This is a genomic window from Ensifer sp. ENS06, from assembly GCF_014852205.1.
GTDB lineage: Bacteria > Pseudomonadota > Alphaproteobacteria > Rhizobiales > Rhizobiaceae > Ensifer > Ensifer adhaerens.
In genome coordinates, this window is record NZ_JACVBC010000016.1 from 107,912 (window position 1) to 125,451 (window position 17,540).

Below are 17,540 nucleotides of genomic sequence, written 5' to 3' on the forward strand. Positions count from 1 at the left end.
GCCTTTCCTGTGCCCGTGCTTTTGCTGTCACTTCAGACGGATGACGAAGGGGTCCTGCATCGCGCCGGAGTAGTCGACGATGACGTTCTTCAACCGCGAGAACTCGTGCATGACCTCGAACCCGCCGCGCCGGCCGTAGCCGCTTTCCTTGAAGCCGCCGTTGGCAGACATGAAAGACGCGGAGCGGTAGGTGTTAATCCAGACGGTCCCGGCATCGATCCGGTTGGCGAACCGCAGCGCCCGGTCGATGTCCTTTGTCCAGATGCCGGAAGCCAAGCCGTATCGCGTATCGTTGGCGAGCCGGATCATCTCTTCCTCGTCGCGGAACGGCATGACGCCGACCACCGGACCGAAGAGTTCGTCGCGCATGAAGGTCATGTCGTTTTGCGCATCGACCATCACTGTCGGCTCGAAATACCAGCCCCCTGACGAAAGCCCTTGCCGCTGCGGACGCCGCCCGCCGGCGGCAACGCGCGCCCCTTCCTTGACGCCGGAGGCCACGTAGGATTCAACCTTGGAGAGCTGATCGGCGAGCGCGAGCGGACCGATGTCGGTGTCCTCGACCGCCGGGAGACCGACCCGTATGCGTTGCGTTCGGGCGACGAGCGCCTCAACGAAGCGATCATAGATGCGCTCCTCGACGAAGCAGCGGGAGCCGGCAACGCAAGTCTGGCCAGCGGCTGCGAAGACCCCGGAGACGACGCCGTTGACCGCATGTTCGATGTCGACATCACCAAAGACGACATGAGGCGACTTGCCGCCAAGCTCCATCGAGCACGGAACAAGGTTCTGCGCGGCGTTGCCGGCGATGCGCCGGCCGGTGGCCGTGCTGCCTGTGAAGACGTATTTCGCAACGCCAGGATGACGCGTCAGCGCCTCACCGGCGCTCTGGCCCGTACCCGTCACGACATTGACGACGCCGGCGGGAAAGCCCGCCTCGTGGATCAGTTCCGCAAGCGCCAAGGTCGAGGCGGTCGCATGTTCCGAGGGCTTGATGACGACCGTATTGCCGATTGCAAGGCACGGTGCCAGCGTGCCGGTCAGAAGCATCAACGGCGAATTCCACGGCGTGATCATGCCGACGACGCCCAAGGGCTCGCGCAGGTTGAAGTTCAGCGTATCGAGACGATTGATTGGAATGGTCTCGCCCTGCAGCTTGTCGGCCATGCCCGCGAAATAGTGATAGCTGTCTGGCATCGAGCGCATCTGCGCCCGGGTTTCCTTGAGAAGCTTGCCGTTGTCGCGCGTCTCGATTTCCGCCAGCCTATCGGCATTGGCGCGAACAAGTTCGGCGAGACGGCGCATCAGCGCGCCGCGATCGGTCTGCGTCATGCGGCGCCAGGCCGGGTCGCGGAAGGCGGCGGCGGCAGCAACGACGGCTGCCCCGACATCGTCCGCACCTGCTTCAGCAAAATGATACCAGGGCTCGCCCGTCGTCGGGTCGAAACTGGCGATGTAGTTGCCGTTCTTCGGTGCCACGAACTGCCCGCCGATGAACAGCAACTGGCGCGAACCCTCGATGGAACTGACCGTCGTCTTCATTTCAATGTCCTTGGTCTTGGGAGGTCTGAAGCCAGGTGCGAGCTTCGCCGTCGATCATCGCCACACGGCCGCCGTCGTCGGAATCCATGTAGATGCCGAAGCGGCCGGCTTGCCGCTCGCGCACGTAGCGGCGCAACATGGATCGCAGTTCGTGCGTCGCGATCGCATCGTCAGGAAGATTGTCGAGCGGGAAGAAGCGCAGATCGGATGGCAGGCTCGTGCCGGCGCCGCCCTCACCCGCCAGCCGTGCGCGATAGACCAGGTAGCCCGGATCGCTGTCGGCGACATCGAAGACCGAGTAAAGGAAGGTCTCGTCCGGGACGAGGCTGAGCGCGTCGCCACCGTCGATGACGAGCTGGCTGTCCGCTTTGCGGCGCCGTGCTGACGGCAGAACCCAGCCGCCCTTGCCATCCGAACGCAGCAGCAAGCCTTCACCGGCCTCGATCAGATAGCCGATGATCATCCCATGCGACGCAAGCCAGCCGTTTGGCAGCGGGTCCTTCACACTGGCATAGCGGCCGCGGCAAAAGCCGAGCGGTGCGGTGGGACTGGTGCCGAATGCGCGAACCTGGCCGATCAGGATTGCATGGTCGCCGGCGTCCACGGTGTTGTAAGTCGTGCAATCGAACCAGGTCAGGCTGTCAGTCAGGACCGGCGCGCCCGTGTGGATATGATCGTGGGTCACCGACTGGAATTTGTCGGGGGATTTCGAGGCAAAGTTTCCCGAGACGTCGACCTGTCCTTCATGGAGGATATTGACCGCAAAACATCCCGCATTCGTGAAGGCAGGATAGCTCGACGCGGATTTCGCGACGCAGACCAATAGCAGCGGCGGATCGAGCGAAACCGACGTGAAGGAATTCGCCGTCATTCCACGCGGCGTGCCGTCTTCGTCGCGGGTGGTGATGACGGTGACACCGGTTACAAACGTGCCGAAGGCGCGACGAAGCGCAATCGGATCAATCGGCACGTCCGTCGATGCTGCTGTCTCAACCATGCGCTTCTCGCCTCCTCACCATCAAGTTGGTTGGAGGCTAACGCCGTGATGGCGACCATGCTTCCATGGCTTCAAAGGAGGAGCGAAGGAACTTCTCCATCGATCCCGAGGAGACGAAAGGCGCAGAAGATCGGTGGCGACGAGGTCACAAGGCGATACTTGGCCGATGAAGATAAGCTAACTGCTGGCGATAGAGCGGTTGTCGATGACGCCGTGCAGGCGGATCGCGAGCTCGACGGCAAAGCGCTTTTCCGGCGTCTCGACATCGACGCCGAACAGTTCCTGGATGCGCGCCAGCCGATAGCGCAGCGTCGTCACATGCAGGCCCATAGCATCGGCACAGGCCTGATTTCGGCAACCTTCCTGCAGATACACCGACAGGGTTTCGAGGTAAGGAGTACCGTTGTCACGGTCGTGATCGGCAATGGCGCCCACGCTCTCCTGCACGAAGCCGCGCACGTCGCCCGCCTCGCAGGCGGCGACCAGCATCGGCAGCGGGCCGAAATCCTGGGCGGAGACCGCCCCGGTCAGGCCGAATGAACGCCCGATGCGGATCATCCGGGCGCAGCGCTCCCAGGCTGGCGGATAGTCCGAAAGGGCCGCACACCGATTGCTGGCGACGACGATAGGTGCCTCGTCGAAATAGCGGCCGAGTTCCTCGGCGATACGCCGCGCGAGCTTTGTCGTGCGCTCTTGCCGCTTACCCGTATCATGAGGGACGAGGCAGACGACGCCGCCCTCGACCGCGATCAGGTTTGCCTGGACGGATGCCTGCTGCATGACACGCGAGAGCGTGTGCTCCACATCGACAGAAGCGCCGCCAAATGCCTTCGTCTTATCCGGAAAATCGACGACGATCATCTGCTGAGGCGTTGAGAAGCTGAGCCCGAGCCGTTGAGCCCGCTGGGCGACATCACCGGCATTACGCCACCGCGCCTCCACGATCTCGAAAAAGAGTTCGGTCTGCGTCCGCGTCTCGAAGCGAAACCGGATGAAGCTTCGCATCATCTGCACGCTCAATGCAAACTTGGCGCTGTCGAGCATCAGGAGATCGAGATCGCTGAATTCGCGGGTCGTCGGGAAAATGATGAGCGCCCCAACCAGTTGATTGTCGACCATCAGCGCTTCGATGCGGGCCGTTATTTTGAACCGTTGCGTGCCGTCGTCGAGGTAGAGGCTCACGGCGTCGGCCGTCCCGCGCTCGACGGCATCACGGGCCGCCTTCATCAGCGGCCGGCTAAGAACGGTAGCGGCCGCCTGCTGCCAACCAGCCTCGTCGTAAAGCGCATTCGGCGACCGGCCAGCAACGACCTGATTGGCCGTGAAATCAACGACGACGGCCGGGTTCGGCAACATCTTCCCAACCATGCTGGAAAGCGATGCGACCGACCCGTCGCTCAACACATGTTCGAGCAGCGACGTATGCGCCTCCAGCGCGCGTTCCAGCCGCTGGGCGGATCGCTTCTCAGCTTCGAGACGGTGTTCCCGTTGGACGGCGATGGCGCCGAGGTGGATGATCGTGCCGAGAAAAGCAAGGTCGTCCTCCGACACTTCAGTCACCTCGCGGGCGATGACGCTGAGCACCATCGGGCGGCCCTCAGCATCCCTGCAGTTCATCGGCATGACGAGCACCGTTCGATAGTCGCGCTCGAAGGCCTCTTTTCTGTAGCCCGGAAACTCGCCCGACGCACGCGCGTCCCTGATATAGACGGGCTCATTGCGCTGCAAGGCGATCAGGGAGGGGCTGGTCGCCAGCTCCCACTTGTCGGGCAGCTGCCGCTCGATCAGCGTTGGATCATGGCGCACGATGACATAGGCGTACCCATGCGCAGCGTCGATCCCCATGATTGAGCCTAGGGCCCAGTTCGCATGGCGGCATGCAGCGGCGATGAGCTGCTGCAATGCCGTCTGAAGATCGCTACCGCTGTTAATCTGGCTCGCGATGTCGCGGAGCGACAATATCCGGGAATTCTGATCCAACTGCCTCGCCTCTTGATTTCTATCAATCAACATGCGCGCCGGTAGTGGACAAGTCTACTTCGTTTCGATGGATATCTTCGGCCAAACTTTCTATGAAAGGTAGTATCTTCAACGCCGAGTTCGAGGTCATCGAACTGGCGATGACCTCGAAGCCGCTATCCCATTCAGGCTTCAGTCAACGCCGGCTTTTTCGAGCACTGAGATCGCCAGAACCTTCGCCCCCGTCTTGATGGAAGTCTCCGGGGCCGGAGCGAAAAATGGCGAATGATTGGAGGGAACGGGCCTGTTCTCTTGGCTGGCTTTTTCAACCTGTTCGGGTGAGGTCCCGCCAACCCAATAGAAAATGGAAGGCACGCCTGCTTCTATGAACTCGGGATAGGTCTCGACGCCCAACGTCGGCTGGACCGCGGTCGGGACGTAGACGACGCCGTCAAAGGACGCATCCAATGCCGGCCTGACATCGCCGATCAGCTCTGACGAGTTCGTGCCGGCCACAGCGCCGCCGCCGATGCGCAGCAGTTCCGGTTCCGGCGCCATGGCCGATTGCGCCGTCGTCCTGGCGACGCGCTGCATCGCCTCCAGCAGCAGCTTGCGCGTCTCCGGCGTGGTCGAACGCATGGTCAACTTCAGCTTGGCCTGATCGGGGATGATGTTGCCCGCAGTCCCCGCCTGAAAACTTCCGACCGTAATCACGCCCGGTTCGCGCGGATCCTTCTCACGGCTCACAACAGCCTGGATATCGGTGACGAAACGGGCCCCCTGGACGATCGGATCGATCGAGAGATGCGGAGCGCTGCCATGCGCCCCGCGACCCTTGAAGGTCAAGTCGAACGTATCGGAGTTTCCGCTGAAGGCACCGTGCTTCACGGTTATTTTGCCGGCGGGATCACCGTTCACGTGCATGGCGAAGCCGAAATCTGGCTTCGGAAACTTCTCGAACAGGCCGGCCTTGAGCATGGCCGTTGCGCCGCCGCCGATTTCTTCGGCCGGCTCACCGACGAGGAGCAGCGTTCCATGCCAATCATCCTTCATCTCGACCAGCAATTGGGCCGCCCCAAGCCATGACGCCATATGGATATCATGGCCGCAGCTATGGGCGACAAAGACCTTTGCCGTCTCATCTGAGTTTCCAGGCCATTGGGTTGCCGGCACCTGTACGCGGCTGGCGTAATCGAGCCCGGTCTTTTCCTCCATCGGCAGCGCATCGAGTTCGGTTCGCAGCATGATCGTCGGGCCGTCGCCATTCCTAAAGACACCGACGAGAGCGGTACCCGCACCCAAGCCGACGGCCACCTCGAAGCCAAGCTTCTCCAATTCTGCCGCCAGACGCTTTGCCGTCCGTGTCTCATGAAAGCCGAGTTCAGGATTGGCATGGAGTTCCTTGTAGACCTTCTCGAGTTCCGGATACTTCTGGTCGATGAGCCTATCGAGCCGTGCGCTCGCAGCGTAAGCTGTGCCCGCGGAAAGCTGCAGGACAAGCATCAAAGCGGTCGTGTTCGCCAGTAACGTCTTCATTTGGTTCCCTTCCATCTGGTGGTCGCCTGTTGGCGGAGCCATGATGGGCGGGCGCAGAGACGGGCGCATTCTCACGGACGGAGGAAGACCGATGCCATTTTTTCTCCACTCGGAACAAAGGCCCGAAATTTCCTCCAAAAAGAAGACGATCTAGATTTCGCTCATTGAGCGGAGACGTTCAACGCGGGGATCTCCTTGTCTTTGCAGCAACGACCGGTGCCCACTTCCTCGAAACAGAGGAAGAAATACCCAGGCGAGCCGGTAAAGTTGTCGCAAGTTTCCACTATCAGCGGCCTCCCAATGACACTCGGCATCCGAAAAATTTGCACCTTCCTGGAAGAAACCCTTATCGAAGGCGGCAAGATAGCGCCGCGCCCGGTCAACGTCGTCTTGGTGGCTGCAGTGATCCAGAACCCCTGGGCAGGGCGAGGCTTTGTCGAAGATCTGCGGCCGGAAATCACTCGCATCGCCGGTGAACTTAGCCAGGAGATGACGGGCCGGCTGCTCCGCCAGATGCCTGCGGATAAGGTCGAGGCTTGCGGCAAGGCCGCGGCCGTCGGCATCGCCGGTGAGATCGAACATGCCTCGGCGATGATCCACACGCTGCGCTTCGGCAACCCCTTCCGCGAAGCGATCGGCGGCACGAACTACCTCGAATTTGCCAACACTCGTAATGCGCCGGGCGCTCTGTTGTCGCTGCCGATGATGCACAAGAGTGAGAACGGCAAACGATCGCATTTCCTAACCGCCAACTTCCAGATCGCCGACGCCCCCGGCCCCGACGAGATCATCGTTGCCATCGGCGCTGCCGATAGCGGTCGCGCGCACGCGCGCATCGCCGACCGTTTTCAAGACATCGCGGAAATGGAAGCAGAAAAGGCGGCATTGCTCGGAAGCGCTTGACGCAGACCAGAGCGCGATACCGCCTCAGGAGTTTGCCATGAGACTTGACGCGATCGACCTACGCATCCTCGACGCCATCCAACGGGATGGCCGCATCACCAAGCTTGCACTCGCAGAAAAGGCGGGCCTTTCTGCCACGCCCTGCTGGATGCGGCTACGCAGATTGGAAAAGGCCGGCATCATCAGCGGATATCACGCGCGCCTATCTCTTCGACGGGTAGCCCCCGTCGCAAGCGCCATGGTCGAATTGACACTTGCCAGCCACCGCCAAGTCGACTTCGACAGATTCGAGCGGGTTGTTCGCGACATTCCCGAAATCGTCTGCTGCTGGTCAGTCGGCGGTGGCGTTGACTATGTCCTGAAGATCGTCGCTGCCGACATCGACGCCTACCAGCGCCTGATCGACACGCTTCTCGACTGGGAACTCGGAATCGCCCGCTACTTCACCTACGTCGTCACGAGGACCGTCAAGGAAGACCCAGTTGTGCCAGTGTCGCTTCTCGTGGCGACTTGACCCTTTTGCGAATTGACTTCGCCTTTGCGCAGGCGCCTTCACCTTTTCGGAACAAGACGTTTCCTGCAACTCTCTCGAGGCCATCTTTTCTTGCTTAGATCCCGGAACGATTTCGCGATGCGGGCGTTTCCACGTTGTCTTGATTCTGTTTCCCCAATCAGGGTCAGGCACAAGGCTTCACCAATGTCCCCCAGTGAAGTCTCTTCGATAAGAGCCTCTGGCCTCGTCGTGCCCCCGACGGGGCCATACTTTTTAAGACAGCTCTTTATCGGAAAGCGCTTTGATAGGGCGAGTGCGGCTTCCAGGCTTTGCCACGAAAATTGCAGAAAACGCGCATGGAAACGTAGGGTGCGGGAAAATGTTCCGCCATGGGACTTCAGTCTGATAATCCCTCCGCAATGGTCCTAATACCGTAGCTGCCAACACCAGCCGCCCTAGATTTTCTTTTAGCCCATGGCCAGCTCCCCTGCGCGCTGCGGGCGAACAACGACACCACGGGCGGCCTATCGTCCCTTCGGTTCGCCCTGGTGTCGCTGATGATCGAAGGAACTCAGGATGTACGAGCACCGCTATAACCAACCAGAGCGAAAATTCTCGACAGGGCTTCCGATCGGAGTGATGCTCCTGGCGATGGTCGTCATCGGCGGCTACCTGTTCGTGGGCAGCGCGCTCTCGAACACCCCTCGCCAGCAAGTCGCCACTGTCCTTCCAACGTCGGTCGCACCCTCGAATTAGGCTCTGGCGGAAACGGGGGACCAGCCATGAGACTCATGCACCTGGGACGAGCCCGCCTGGAGATGGCTTTACCCCGCCATCGCCCCCAGCTGCGCCTTGCGAAAGACCCTGATCTGCTCGATCTCTTCGAGGCTTACGCGCTCGCCGCCTCGGCTCTCGACGATCTTTTGCAGGAGTACCCGGCTCGCATCCAGCTGATCACCGAATATCAACAGATCTGCGCCGACTTGCAGACAGAGGTCGTGGTCGTGCTCACTCTCACGGATGAGCGACTGTTTCCATGATCGACCGCGGCCAAGCCCATGCCTTTACGAAGGGACAGGGTTCTCCCTGTCGCACAAAGGGATCGAACCCTGACAAACGAGTACAGCGGAGGGTCGAGCCATGACCGAACGACGCCAGATGGACGCCAGCGAAATACCGGCATTTGTGTTCGACGTCCTCGAAGTAGGCTGCGACATTTGCGCTGTCGGCCACGACAGCTACCTAATTGGCGAAATCGACGAGCAGACCCAAGCGAGCAGAACCCTTGATCGGATACTAGAGAAATACGGAAACCGCGACCCTCTGAGATGGCAAATTGTTGCCTATCTTTGGTCAATCGGCCGCTTCGTGGAGCTTACGTCGGAGCCCACACGGCATTGATTGCACGTAGTGCCAACCACGCTGCCGGCATGTCCCAATGAAAACATGTATCGCCGCGGTTGGCTGGTCCGACCACATCCCGGGGATAGCCGAGAGGGCGGCGTCCAAGCCGTACCCGTCAGGCTCTCTTAGAACCACGTGCCGACAGCCGGTTCTTGCGCGAGAAGCTTCTCTTCGAATGGCTACCGCAGACGGATGCCGTCAATTGCTTCGCACCGACAAGAGTTCCGCTGTCGGGTGAATGAGCCGTTGGAGCAATTGTTCAACTCGCTGGGAACAGGCGCCATGAAAGCTCGTTATATCGGTGAGATACAAGTGAGATACAGAGGAGTCTTTCATGTCCGGTTTCGCAGACCTGCCTCCCCTTGCTGATGACATCGAAGCCGGGCTCGCGGCCTACATGACCGACCCGGAGCTTTCACCGTCCCCTGCCGGTCGAGCCGCCGCAATTGAGACTATTTTGCGCGACTGGCTTGTCGCACATAGTTACATGGGCGCCCCCCCGGATCCCGCCCCCATTCGGTTAGATTCCGAAGGTGTGAATCGAGAAGAAGTCCAGTATCCAGGTTTTATCAAATAGCACACTGACGCAGCTTCGCCTCCCGCCGGCCAAAGTCAAGCAATCGAGCCTAGTCCCGAGCAGGTCCAACTCGCTGGATGCATGCTCCTTACCAAGCGCTATCGAGGCGTTTGCGCACGCGCCAGCGATCGGGCAATGTCGACGATGTCTTTTCCACGACGCGAGGCGTCACATCCGGATCGCCCTTCTCGATAAGCGCGCCGATCTCATCAAGCACTGCAGAGCCCTAACCAGCGGATAGGCTCCCCACTCATGATTGACGGGCAGACTTGACTTCCTTCCGACAACGTCGCCACATCTTCGTCGCTGGCAAACTTGCCTCGGTCGGCCTCGCGCAATGTAGCACTGATATCGTTGATGTCTCGACCGCGGGTGGTGTGGCTGTCATATTTCGCGCGTCGGACAAATGCTTTCGATCCGCAGAGAGGAAATAGACTTATGGCAGATGAGGTCAAATTGGACGACAATCAGGTTACTGCGACCGCTCCGGCGGAAGTGGTAGCGCCTAAGAAGCGCGGACCACGAGCAAAAAAAGTGGACGCTGCCACGGCAGAGTCAAGCCCCGCACCGAGCGCCGGGAAAGGCCGGAAGCGCAAGGAAACTTCGGCCGAGGCGAAAACTGCAAGTCAACCGAAGCGCGCCGCAAGGGCAAACGCCGCGAGGAAGAACGACGACAAGAGGACGGCCGCGCAATCGCAAGTACATGACGAGATCGCGGATCTTCTTCAGCTGGAGAAAGAGAATTCGCGGCTTCGCCGGGAGCTCGGCGATAAGTTGCGGGCCGAGAATGCTGAGTTGCGCAAGCGGCTCGGGCTCAGCTGAGTGTTAATGAAAGACCGATCGTCTACGCGATCGGTCTTCGTCAAAGCATCCTTCGGAGATGGCATGGCGCAATCCTGGATGACGAGATATCATGAAATCACCATGGAAGTTCTTACTTGATCTGACCTCAAGAGGCAGAGCTGTCGAGCCCCGGGAATCCATATCGGAGCCCGTGAGCGAAAGCTCGGATGCGCCCTTGGCAGGAATGGATCCTCCTGCAAGTACTCAAACGACGGATGCGGTCACAAACGCTGCCGACCCGGAGCCGAGCGAAGTCAAAAACAATGTCCGGACCGGCGGAGCAAATGCGGTTGATTTCGAGACCGCCAGCCATAGCACAAACCTTTTGGGCGGTCAGGCGCCCGAGCAGGCGGATCGACCCGCACGCAAACCACACCGACGGCAGACAAGAGACAAGAGATCAAGCGCCTCCGTTGCGGTGGATCCTCGGGTCGAGTATGGCTCACCGAGGCTCCGTGCTCCCAAGCAGCCGATCTCTTTAGCCGATGACGTGGCCGCCCTGGATGAGGAAATAAGAATGCTAAGGCGTCAGCTTTCGGAGAAGCTGGTGCTACAGAACGCCCAACTCAAGAAGATGCTAGAGCGATTTTGACGCTTTACGCGCTGAACCAGCTTTGGTCCCTGGATATCGATGAAGCCACAACAGCGAAAGTTCATTGTCGAAGTGAAATCGGCGCGCCGACGTTCGACAGGTCGACCAGCCTCTATTTGGGGCGACACCGATCTGAAGGCATTTGTGCGTGAGGCGGAGGCCGAAGTCCCACATCTGTTTCTTGCTGAAGCTCGAATTGGTGACCAGCCACCGGAGGTTACGGAACCGCTCAATTCAGTGGCTGCGGCGGTCGATGTTGCCCCAACAACCGCTAGTCAACCAGAAGTGCCAGAAGAGAGTGTCGTCCCCAAGACAAGCTCGGCAGATGCGTCAGCCAACGCCACCTTCCCGGTAAAGCCGCCCGAGCGTTCGAAGCGTCCTCGTTCGACGGGTTTGGCGCGGCGCGTGCCAACAAAGTCAGTGCACATTGCAATTGCAGTCACTGTTGACGAGCTGGCGTCACTCCAGGATGCAAACCTCCGGCTGAAAAAGCGTCTGGTTCGGAAGCTTCGACAGGAAAATGCGGTACTTCAGAGTATGCTGGATCGGTTTGAGGCGCATTAAATGCGAGCTGGATCGCCCCCATCTTGGTCCCGCTTTAAGGAGCGTCGCGATCGACATCTTGCGTCGGTTTAACGGCTTCCTATCTCTGTGGCGTCTTCGACATGGAGCCCCGAGATGAATCGACAGACAACCCGTGCCAGTTCTGAAAGAGAGATCGAAATTCTTCCGCCTGAACGCGAGCCACGAAACACGTCCGATACCGTAGTGTGCCTCTGTTGCCAACAGAAGCACCTCGCCTCACTGATGGATGTCGACGGTTGCGGCATTTGTGAGGACTGCCTCGCACCTCGTTTATCCTGAACCCCACTCGGCGACCTTCTGTGCAAGTGGCTGGGAGGCAGGAAGTACTTCGCAGCGCTATTGGACGCGGCCCGTCAGAGGGCGACGTCCGCGGGCAGACTGCTCCAACTTCGATGTTGCAGCAATCCGGTGGAACGATGACGGCTTACGAAGGGTCCAAAAGCTGATGGCGCCGATGCACCCTCAGCAACTGTTCCCGCGAAATGGCCGATGGGAAGCCATCGGCTCCTACTGCTGCTTGGCGAGCGCGTCGATCAACCCGATCTGAGAACGAACGCCTCTTCGATACTCGTTGATGAGGATTTTCGCTTCCGCTGTGGCGTCTTTTCGGCTGATCTTTTGATGACGGCACCATGCGTCAAGCACGCTCTGGAGCAGCGCAACGTCGTTCGGTGCGATGCTCGAATTCTCCAGGTTCATTTGTTGTTCTCCCAAGACGACAAATTGCCCCGAATGACGCCGCCCCCGGCATCAAGGCGATGATACTCATGGAGCAGCCGTTAGGAAGTAAACGATTGGTGAGGAGCAAACTAAATTCAGTGGCATCGGATCGCGGGTTTCCCGCAAGTCGATTTCCTGTGACTGAGCAGTGCTGCAGGTGCCCGCATGCGTTGTGTTCCGCCATACCGAGACCTAGCTGCGATCCAAATTGAACGACGTTGACCATGGATCCTGAAATGGTCAACGTCGCACCTTGGAACCACAGAAGGGCGCCAGCTAAAAGCAGCCAGCAAACCTGGCAAACTTGCCAGGCCCGTATTTCTACCCGCTTTGACGGCCGGGCGGCTCAGAACTCCTGCCAGTCGCTGCTGACATCGAGTGCTGCATTGCCGTGGTAGGCTGCCGTCCTACGCGTCGACCGATGCGGCTGAGAGCTGTCGTTTCTTGTGGTCGTTCGCCCGTTCGCCAAGGGACTCTGAGTTGCGCCTTGGAGTTTGAATTGGCTGACAAGTCCTCTGAGGCGCACCGCCTCATTCGCAAGTGTGTTGGAAGCCGCATTGGACTGCTCCACCATTGCCGCATTCTGCTGCGTCGTCTGATCCATCGCGTTAACTGCGGTGTTGACTTCGGCAAGCCCGGCGGACTGCTCTTTCGCAGATGTGGCGATCGATTCCATGTGGGTGTTGATTTCAACAATGAAGCCACTGATCGTTTTCAACGCAGAGCCTGCGTCACGGACGAGTTTCACACCGTTGTCCACCTCTGCGGAAGAGTTGTCGATCAGGCCTTTGATTTCCTTGGCAGCCTGTGCAGAACGCTGGGCGAGTTCTCGAACTTCCTGGGCAACGACCGCAAAGCCCTTGCCGGCTTCTCCCGCCCGGGCCGCCTCAACGCCGGCGTTGAGAGCGAGGAGGTTCGTCTGAAAAGCGATCTCGTCGATAACGCCGATGATGTTGGAAATCTGCTGTGAGCTTTCCTCGATCTTTCGCATGGCCTCTTCGGCGTGGGATACGACCTGGGCGGATTCGGCTGCCGAACGGTTGGCGCGGCTTGCAACCCCCTTTGCCTCCTCAGTTCGCTTGGAGGAATTGGCGACGTTGACTGTAATCTGGTCAAGCGCCGCCGCGGTCTCTTCGAGCGACGCAGCCTGTTGCTCGGTCCGTTTCGAAAGGTCGTCGGTTCCGACCGCGATCTCGCGCGTGCCGGTATCGAGGGTCGAAATTGACCCGGAAATCTGCACAAGGGTCGTGCCGAGTTGAGCAACGGACTGATTGAAATCGTGGCGAAGTGTCTCAAAATCCTGCGCGAAGGCATCGTTAATCTGGAAGGCCAGATCGCCTGATGCCAGTCTCTTGAGGCCGGCTGCAAGGCCCGACGTTGCGACGCGCAAGCGTTCAGCGGCATCATTTTCGGCCTTTTCCTGCATCGCAATGCGCTCGACTTCGGCGCGTTTGCGGCTTTCCTGAGCTTCCTGCTCAAGCCGCCGGTTGGTGATCGCGCCCTGGCGGAAGACTTCGAGGGCCTTGCCCATGTCGCCGATTTCGTCGGCATTGCGAGCAAGTTCGATCTGCGCGTCCAGTTGACCCTCAGCAACGAGGCCCATGGAAGTCCCAAGCTTGTACATGCCCCCGATAATTCGTTTGAAGGTGACGAATCCGACGATGAAAAGCATGAGCGCCAAAGCGGACATGGCGATGGTGATGAGCATCCAATAGAACGATGCCTTGACACTGGCCTCGTCGACGGCCGCTTGCGTGCGATGCTCCAGTTTCACATAGAAGGCATCCACCGGCTTCATGATCTCGGCCTTGAATCGGTGATAGTCCGGCGAGTTCAGCATTTTCGTCGCCTTGCTCTTGGCTTCGGGGCCAAGTTTGGCGGCGTTGTCAACGAGCGCCATCGCCTCGGTTTCAAGCTTGATCAGCGCATCAGAGCGCTTTCCCGCCTCGCCGAGGAGGGCGAATTCCTCTTTGGTGAAACCAGCCTGCTGCATCAGATCTTGCATAGAAACAGCCGTTGCGTCAGGACGCGGCTTTGCGTCCCCGCCTGCGACGAAATCCCAATAGATGCGGTGATAGTCTTCGGGCCGCGGTCGCGTTCCATTGCGGATTTCAACGACCGCATTGTATTGGTCCTTGAAGGAAGGGTCCCCCGTCTCGGCGTAGGTACGCACGAGGCGAGTCAAATCATCCGACGATTGCCGGAAGTTGTCAGCCAGCATGTACGAGTGATATTTCTGGTCGTAAGCCCGCGTAACATCAGCTGCTGCACCCGCGTAGCCCCAAAGACTGGTGATGAGGCCAGCCATGGTCATACCGGTGACCGATGCCAGAACGATAAATTGGCTCTTAATTCTCATGAAGACGATTCCTGATGTGGATATCGCTGCTGGCGTGCCGAACTCATTTCTATCGCCAGTGGCCATACCTCACATGAAAGCAGGTGGACCGGGCTGCATTGCCCGAAGCAAGTATCCTATAGAATAAATTGGTTATTGAACGGATAATGGGGTCACTGATACGAGACGGCATCAGCATAGTCAGCAACCTCACCTTTGAGTTGCAATAATTATCAAGTGAATTTGTAGTTTATTCGATTGTGTTAACCGGGACAATTTCCACCCACAAACGGCGAGGAACGCAGATTTTGGTTTCACCGATGGAAAATACAATTTTCGGGCGAGACCTTGTTCTTATGCCCCCCGCAAATATAAACTTGCGCAGCACCGCTCCCCTGGGGCGCCCGCAGGTCGTGGCGCCCATCTTCAAATCGCTCAATTCGAGCGCAAGCGAAGCCGAACGCTTACGCAACCGGCGGCACGCTCATTGCGAGGATAGGAACTGGCGGCGGTTCCAACTGTTTAGTGGAGCGAGCGAGAAACGTTCGCCTTTCGAAGACTGCGTCGTTCTCCCCCTCCCCTAGATTTGATACCGACCCTGCCGCCTTCGTGTAGAGATGAAGTGGGCGTCGCGCCAAACACTCGCCTACCTCGCTATGAGGATCGATGGTCGATGTTGCGCCCGTTGAAGAAAGGAGGTTCCATAACAACCGTGAAAGGTGGCAGGCACAAAGCGCGCTCGCGGATGAGGCACCGCTGGGAGAGCAAGCGCATCATTGAGGAGGTTGGCTGTACATGAAGGCCGCAACGCGAGATCTGAAGGTGTTGGCGGTGTGCATTGGCAAACCCGAAGAAAGACCCGGCAAGAAGATGAAAACCGGGATCAACAAGCACCCAACAGGCGAAACGGTCTTCGTTGGGTTCGAGGGTCTTGCAGACGACGCCGTTTGTAATGGAAAATACCACGGCGGTCCCGAGCAGGCGGTTTACGTTGAAGGAAACCTAACCCGCCTTTGGTGGCAAAGGGCGCTCAACAAGCCTATCAATCACGGGCTATTTGGCGAAAATCTGTGTATTGCAGGTTTGGACAACCAAATCGTGTCGGTCGGCGACCGTCTCCTAATAGGCGATCTCGTGATGGAAGTAACAGCGCCCCGGATGCCGTGCCGAGTACTTGCGGATAGAATGGGAGATCATGGCTTTCCCAAACTATACAAAAAGGTCGCTCGCCCCGGCTTTTACTGCCGTGTTATTCACCCCGGCTACGTCACCGCAGGAGCGCTCGTGCGGTACGTGCCTTACGCCGGAGAGCGCGTCTCGATGACAGAGATGGCAAGACACCATGGCAAGAGGGGGTCGCCAGAACTAATTGCCCTCTATCAGTCCGTGCCGGTGCACGCCAAGCTGCGGGCCTTTCTTTCGAACGGCCTGATCAAGTTTTAGGATGGTACGCAGTGTGGCCTGGTATCCGTCTCTTGGTCGCCCATAGTGCCGCCGGAGGCTCATCCACACTTGCCTCCGACCCCATCCCCCTCCGCTTAACGAGCGCCGGCGCGGTTGAGTCGTTCAGACGGAGCACTTGCTGATCGCGATCGTCACACCGAACGATCGAGGACGTGGGCGACTTTTGACTACTTCTGGGCCTGAACGCGAAGCTCATTCATGTATGCGTCGAGCTTCGTCCGTGAGGGGCCTATGCGTTCCAGGATCTCGCGGGCTTCCAAAGGTTGTAACTTGTAGATGGCAATAAATTCCGTGAGGTCGTAGTGGCCGTTGTAGACTGTCTCGAAAGGTTCGACTGAGCGCGCGCGAGTGGGTTTTGGAGTGACGCATGTTTTCCCAGCGATTGCCTCTTGATTGCCGTGTGTCATCGTTAACTACCGTCCTGCATGTGCTGGTCGCCTCACGCGTCCTATAAGGCCGTGGAAGCCGACGAATGTCGCTCAACGTCGAACAGGCAGCACTTGTTCCGAGAAAATGGCAACGTTGATCCGACAGATTTTTGAACACACCTGCCGCAGTCACGGCGTCTATCGATCCCGTGTTTATTTGGTCGTATTTCCACGGGTGGGGCAATGCGTGAGATGGAAACGGCCACCATCCGATCGCCTGACGAAAGGGGTGATCTGGTGCGGGCTCGCCGACGCAGAAAGACTGGCCGCCCATGTCCATCTGGCACTGTACAAGGGTCGTCGACCCTCATAATGCCGACGCGGGCGTTTTTTTTACAGCGCTGAACGTGCTGAAGATTGCGCCCCAGTCCGGACGAGTACAGGAAAAAGAGTGGGGTACGCTGAGCCGCTGGAAGGGCCCAAGCAAATCCAGCTGTCGTACTACCTTTTGGACGGCTTCGGACATGGTTTGCCCGTGCGGGTGGGACAGACCAAAAGGAACTCGGCCGACCCATCCGTCCGCAACGCCGGCATTTCAGGGCCGAATGAACTCATGCGTATCTGGGGGCTCAAGCGGGCGGCCAACTGACAGTGATGTCTCCGTGGAGGCCCCAGACGCCATAACTCTTTGTCCATCGATTTTGAGACGACGAAGGTGGCGCTTTGAAGGGCCCTTGGCCGGTAGCTGATACCTCCAGAACGGAGTTCTCGCCACCCCGTACGGCGAACGTACTAGGTTGCCGCCCGAGATGACTAGTGCATGGACGTTGAAGAACGAAGCCCCTACCTGTATAGTGTCATCTATAGTTTATTTCTATTTTATCAAACTGTTAGGATACGGAAGGGGGACATCATGCGCCTTCCTGAGGTACTTTGGGCGGTTCCATTATCTGTTCGCTTACAGTCAGGAACGAACCGCCTATTCGCATCAGTTTACGACGCGCTGGATTTTCTAGAGCATGAATGGCCGATAAGGCACGGACAGGGCTATGAACGAGCCGTGACGACATGCCGGGGCGCGCTGAACCGTTCGGTTCCCTCTGCAGTCGCGCGCGAGGCCTTCATTGGTGCGTGCATGGAGGCTAATATGCAAACGTCAGGCGTCGCTGCCCACTATCATGCGCGTTCGGGACCTCACGGCAAGCCACTGGCCTGACCA

General features: G+C 58.9%; 17 protein-coding genes. 11 read left to right on the plus strand and 6 right to left on the minus strand.

Features of this window, described 5'->3' with window-relative positions; all coding sequences use genetic code 11:
* Positions 1–27: 27 nt before the first annotated feature.
* The 4 genes from IB279_RS32315 to IB279_RS32330 form a co-directional block, all read right to left on the minus strand.
* On the minus strand, positions 28–1,542 hold the full coding sequence (locus IB279_RS32315; protein ID WP_060607908.1) for an aldehyde dehydrogenase: 1,515 nt from the start codon (positions 1,540–1,542) through the stop codon (positions 28–30).
* A 1-nt stretch (position 1,543) separates the two neighbouring features.
* Complete coding sequence (locus tag IB279_RS32320) at positions 1,544–2,539, minus strand: flavin reductase (protein WP_113188514.1); 996 nt, start codon at positions 2,537–2,539, stop codon at positions 1,544–1,546.
* Between the two features lie 177 nt (positions 2,540–2,716).
* Positions 2,717–4,519, minus strand: a complete 1,803-nt coding sequence (locus IB279_RS32325; protein WP_113080473.1) for a helix-turn-helix domain-containing protein — start codon at positions 4,517–4,519, stop codon at positions 2,717–2,719.
* A gap of 171 nt (positions 4,520–4,690) precedes the next feature.
* A complete protein-coding gene (locus tag IB279_RS32330; protein ID WP_192340574.1) occupies positions 4,691–6,034 on the minus strand; it encodes an amidohydrolase in 1,344 nt (447 codons plus the stop codon).
* A gap of 300 nt (positions 6,035–6,334) precedes the next feature.
* On the opposite strand from IB279_RS32330, the gene IB279_RS32335 reads away from it, so the two are divergent.
* The 9 genes from IB279_RS32335 (at position 6,335) to IB279_RS32375 (ending at position 11,410) form a co-directional block, all read left to right on the plus strand.
* Positions 6,335–6,937: an amino acid synthesis family protein gene (locus IB279_RS32335; protein ID WP_060519031.1), complete on the plus strand. Its 603-nt coding sequence runs from the start codon at positions 6,335–6,337 to the stop codon at positions 6,935–6,937.
* A 37-nt stretch (positions 6,938–6,974) separates the two neighbouring features.
* Entirely contained in the window at positions 6,975–7,451 is a 477-nt protein-coding gene (locus tag IB279_RS32340) for an Lrp/AsnC family transcriptional regulator (RefSeq protein ID WP_060607921.1), read from the plus strand.
* A 555-nt stretch (positions 7,452–8,006) separates the two neighbouring features.
* A complete protein-coding gene (locus IB279_RS32345; protein WP_113188513.1) occupies positions 8,007–8,186 on the plus strand; it encodes a hypothetical protein in 180 nt (59 codons plus the stop codon).
* A 26-nt stretch (positions 8,187–8,212) separates the two neighbouring features.
* Complete coding sequence (locus IB279_RS32350) at positions 8,213–8,470, plus strand: hypothetical protein (protein ID WP_113188512.1); 258 nt, start codon at positions 8,213–8,215, stop codon at positions 8,468–8,470.
* 100 nt (positions 8,471–8,570) lie between these two features.
* Complete coding sequence (locus IB279_RS32355; protein ID WP_246802209.1) at positions 8,571–8,831, plus strand: hypothetical protein; 261 nt, start codon at positions 8,571–8,573, stop codon at positions 8,829–8,831.
* Between the two features lie 337 nt (positions 8,832–9,168).
* On the plus strand, positions 9,169–9,411 hold the full coding sequence (locus IB279_RS32360; RefSeq protein WP_034799922.1) for a hypothetical protein: 243 nt from the start codon (positions 9,169–9,171) through the stop codon (positions 9,409–9,411).
* A 438-nt stretch (positions 9,412–9,849) separates the two neighbouring features.
* Complete coding sequence (locus tag IB279_RS32365) at positions 9,850–10,233, plus strand: transcriptional regulator (protein WP_192340575.1); 384 nt, start codon at positions 9,850–9,852, stop codon at positions 10,231–10,233.
* Positions 10,234–10,324: 91 nt separating this feature from the next.
* Entirely contained in the window at positions 10,325–10,846 is a 522-nt protein-coding gene (locus IB279_RS32370) for a hypothetical protein (RefSeq protein ID WP_162741242.1), read from the plus strand.
* 39 nt (positions 10,847–10,885) lie between these two features.
* On the plus strand, positions 10,886–11,410 hold the full coding sequence (locus tag IB279_RS32375) for a hypothetical protein (RefSeq protein ID WP_162741240.1): 525 nt from the start codon (positions 10,886–10,888) through the stop codon (positions 11,408–11,410).
* Positions 11,411–11,938: 528 nt separating this feature from the next.
* Here IB279_RS32375 and IB279_RS32380 read toward each other — a convergent pair.
* Positions 11,939–12,130, minus strand: a complete 192-nt coding sequence (locus IB279_RS32380) for a hypothetical protein (RefSeq protein WP_034799920.1) — start codon at positions 12,128–12,130, stop codon at positions 11,939–11,941.
* Positions 12,131–12,497: 367 nt separating this feature from the next.
* The gene (locus IB279_RS32385) at positions 12,498–14,576 is read right to left on the minus strand and encodes a methyl-accepting chemotaxis protein (RefSeq protein WP_244496854.1); all 2,079 of its coding nucleotides are present in this window, start codon (positions 14,574–14,576) and stop codon (positions 12,498–12,500) included.
* Positions 14,577–15,284: 708 nt separating this feature from the next.
* Between IB279_RS32385 and IB279_RS32390 the strand changes: the two genes are divergently transcribed.
* Complete coding sequence (locus IB279_RS32390; protein WP_060519025.1) at positions 15,285–15,932, plus strand: MOSC domain-containing protein; 648 nt, start codon at positions 15,285–15,287, stop codon at positions 15,930–15,932.
* A 1,302-nt stretch (positions 15,933–17,234) separates the two neighbouring features.
* Positions 17,235–17,537, plus strand: a complete 303-nt coding sequence (locus IB279_RS32395) for a DUF982 domain-containing protein (RefSeq protein ID WP_082566340.1) — start codon at positions 17,235–17,237, stop codon at positions 17,535–17,537.
* Positions 17,538–17,540 lie beyond the last annotated feature (3 nt).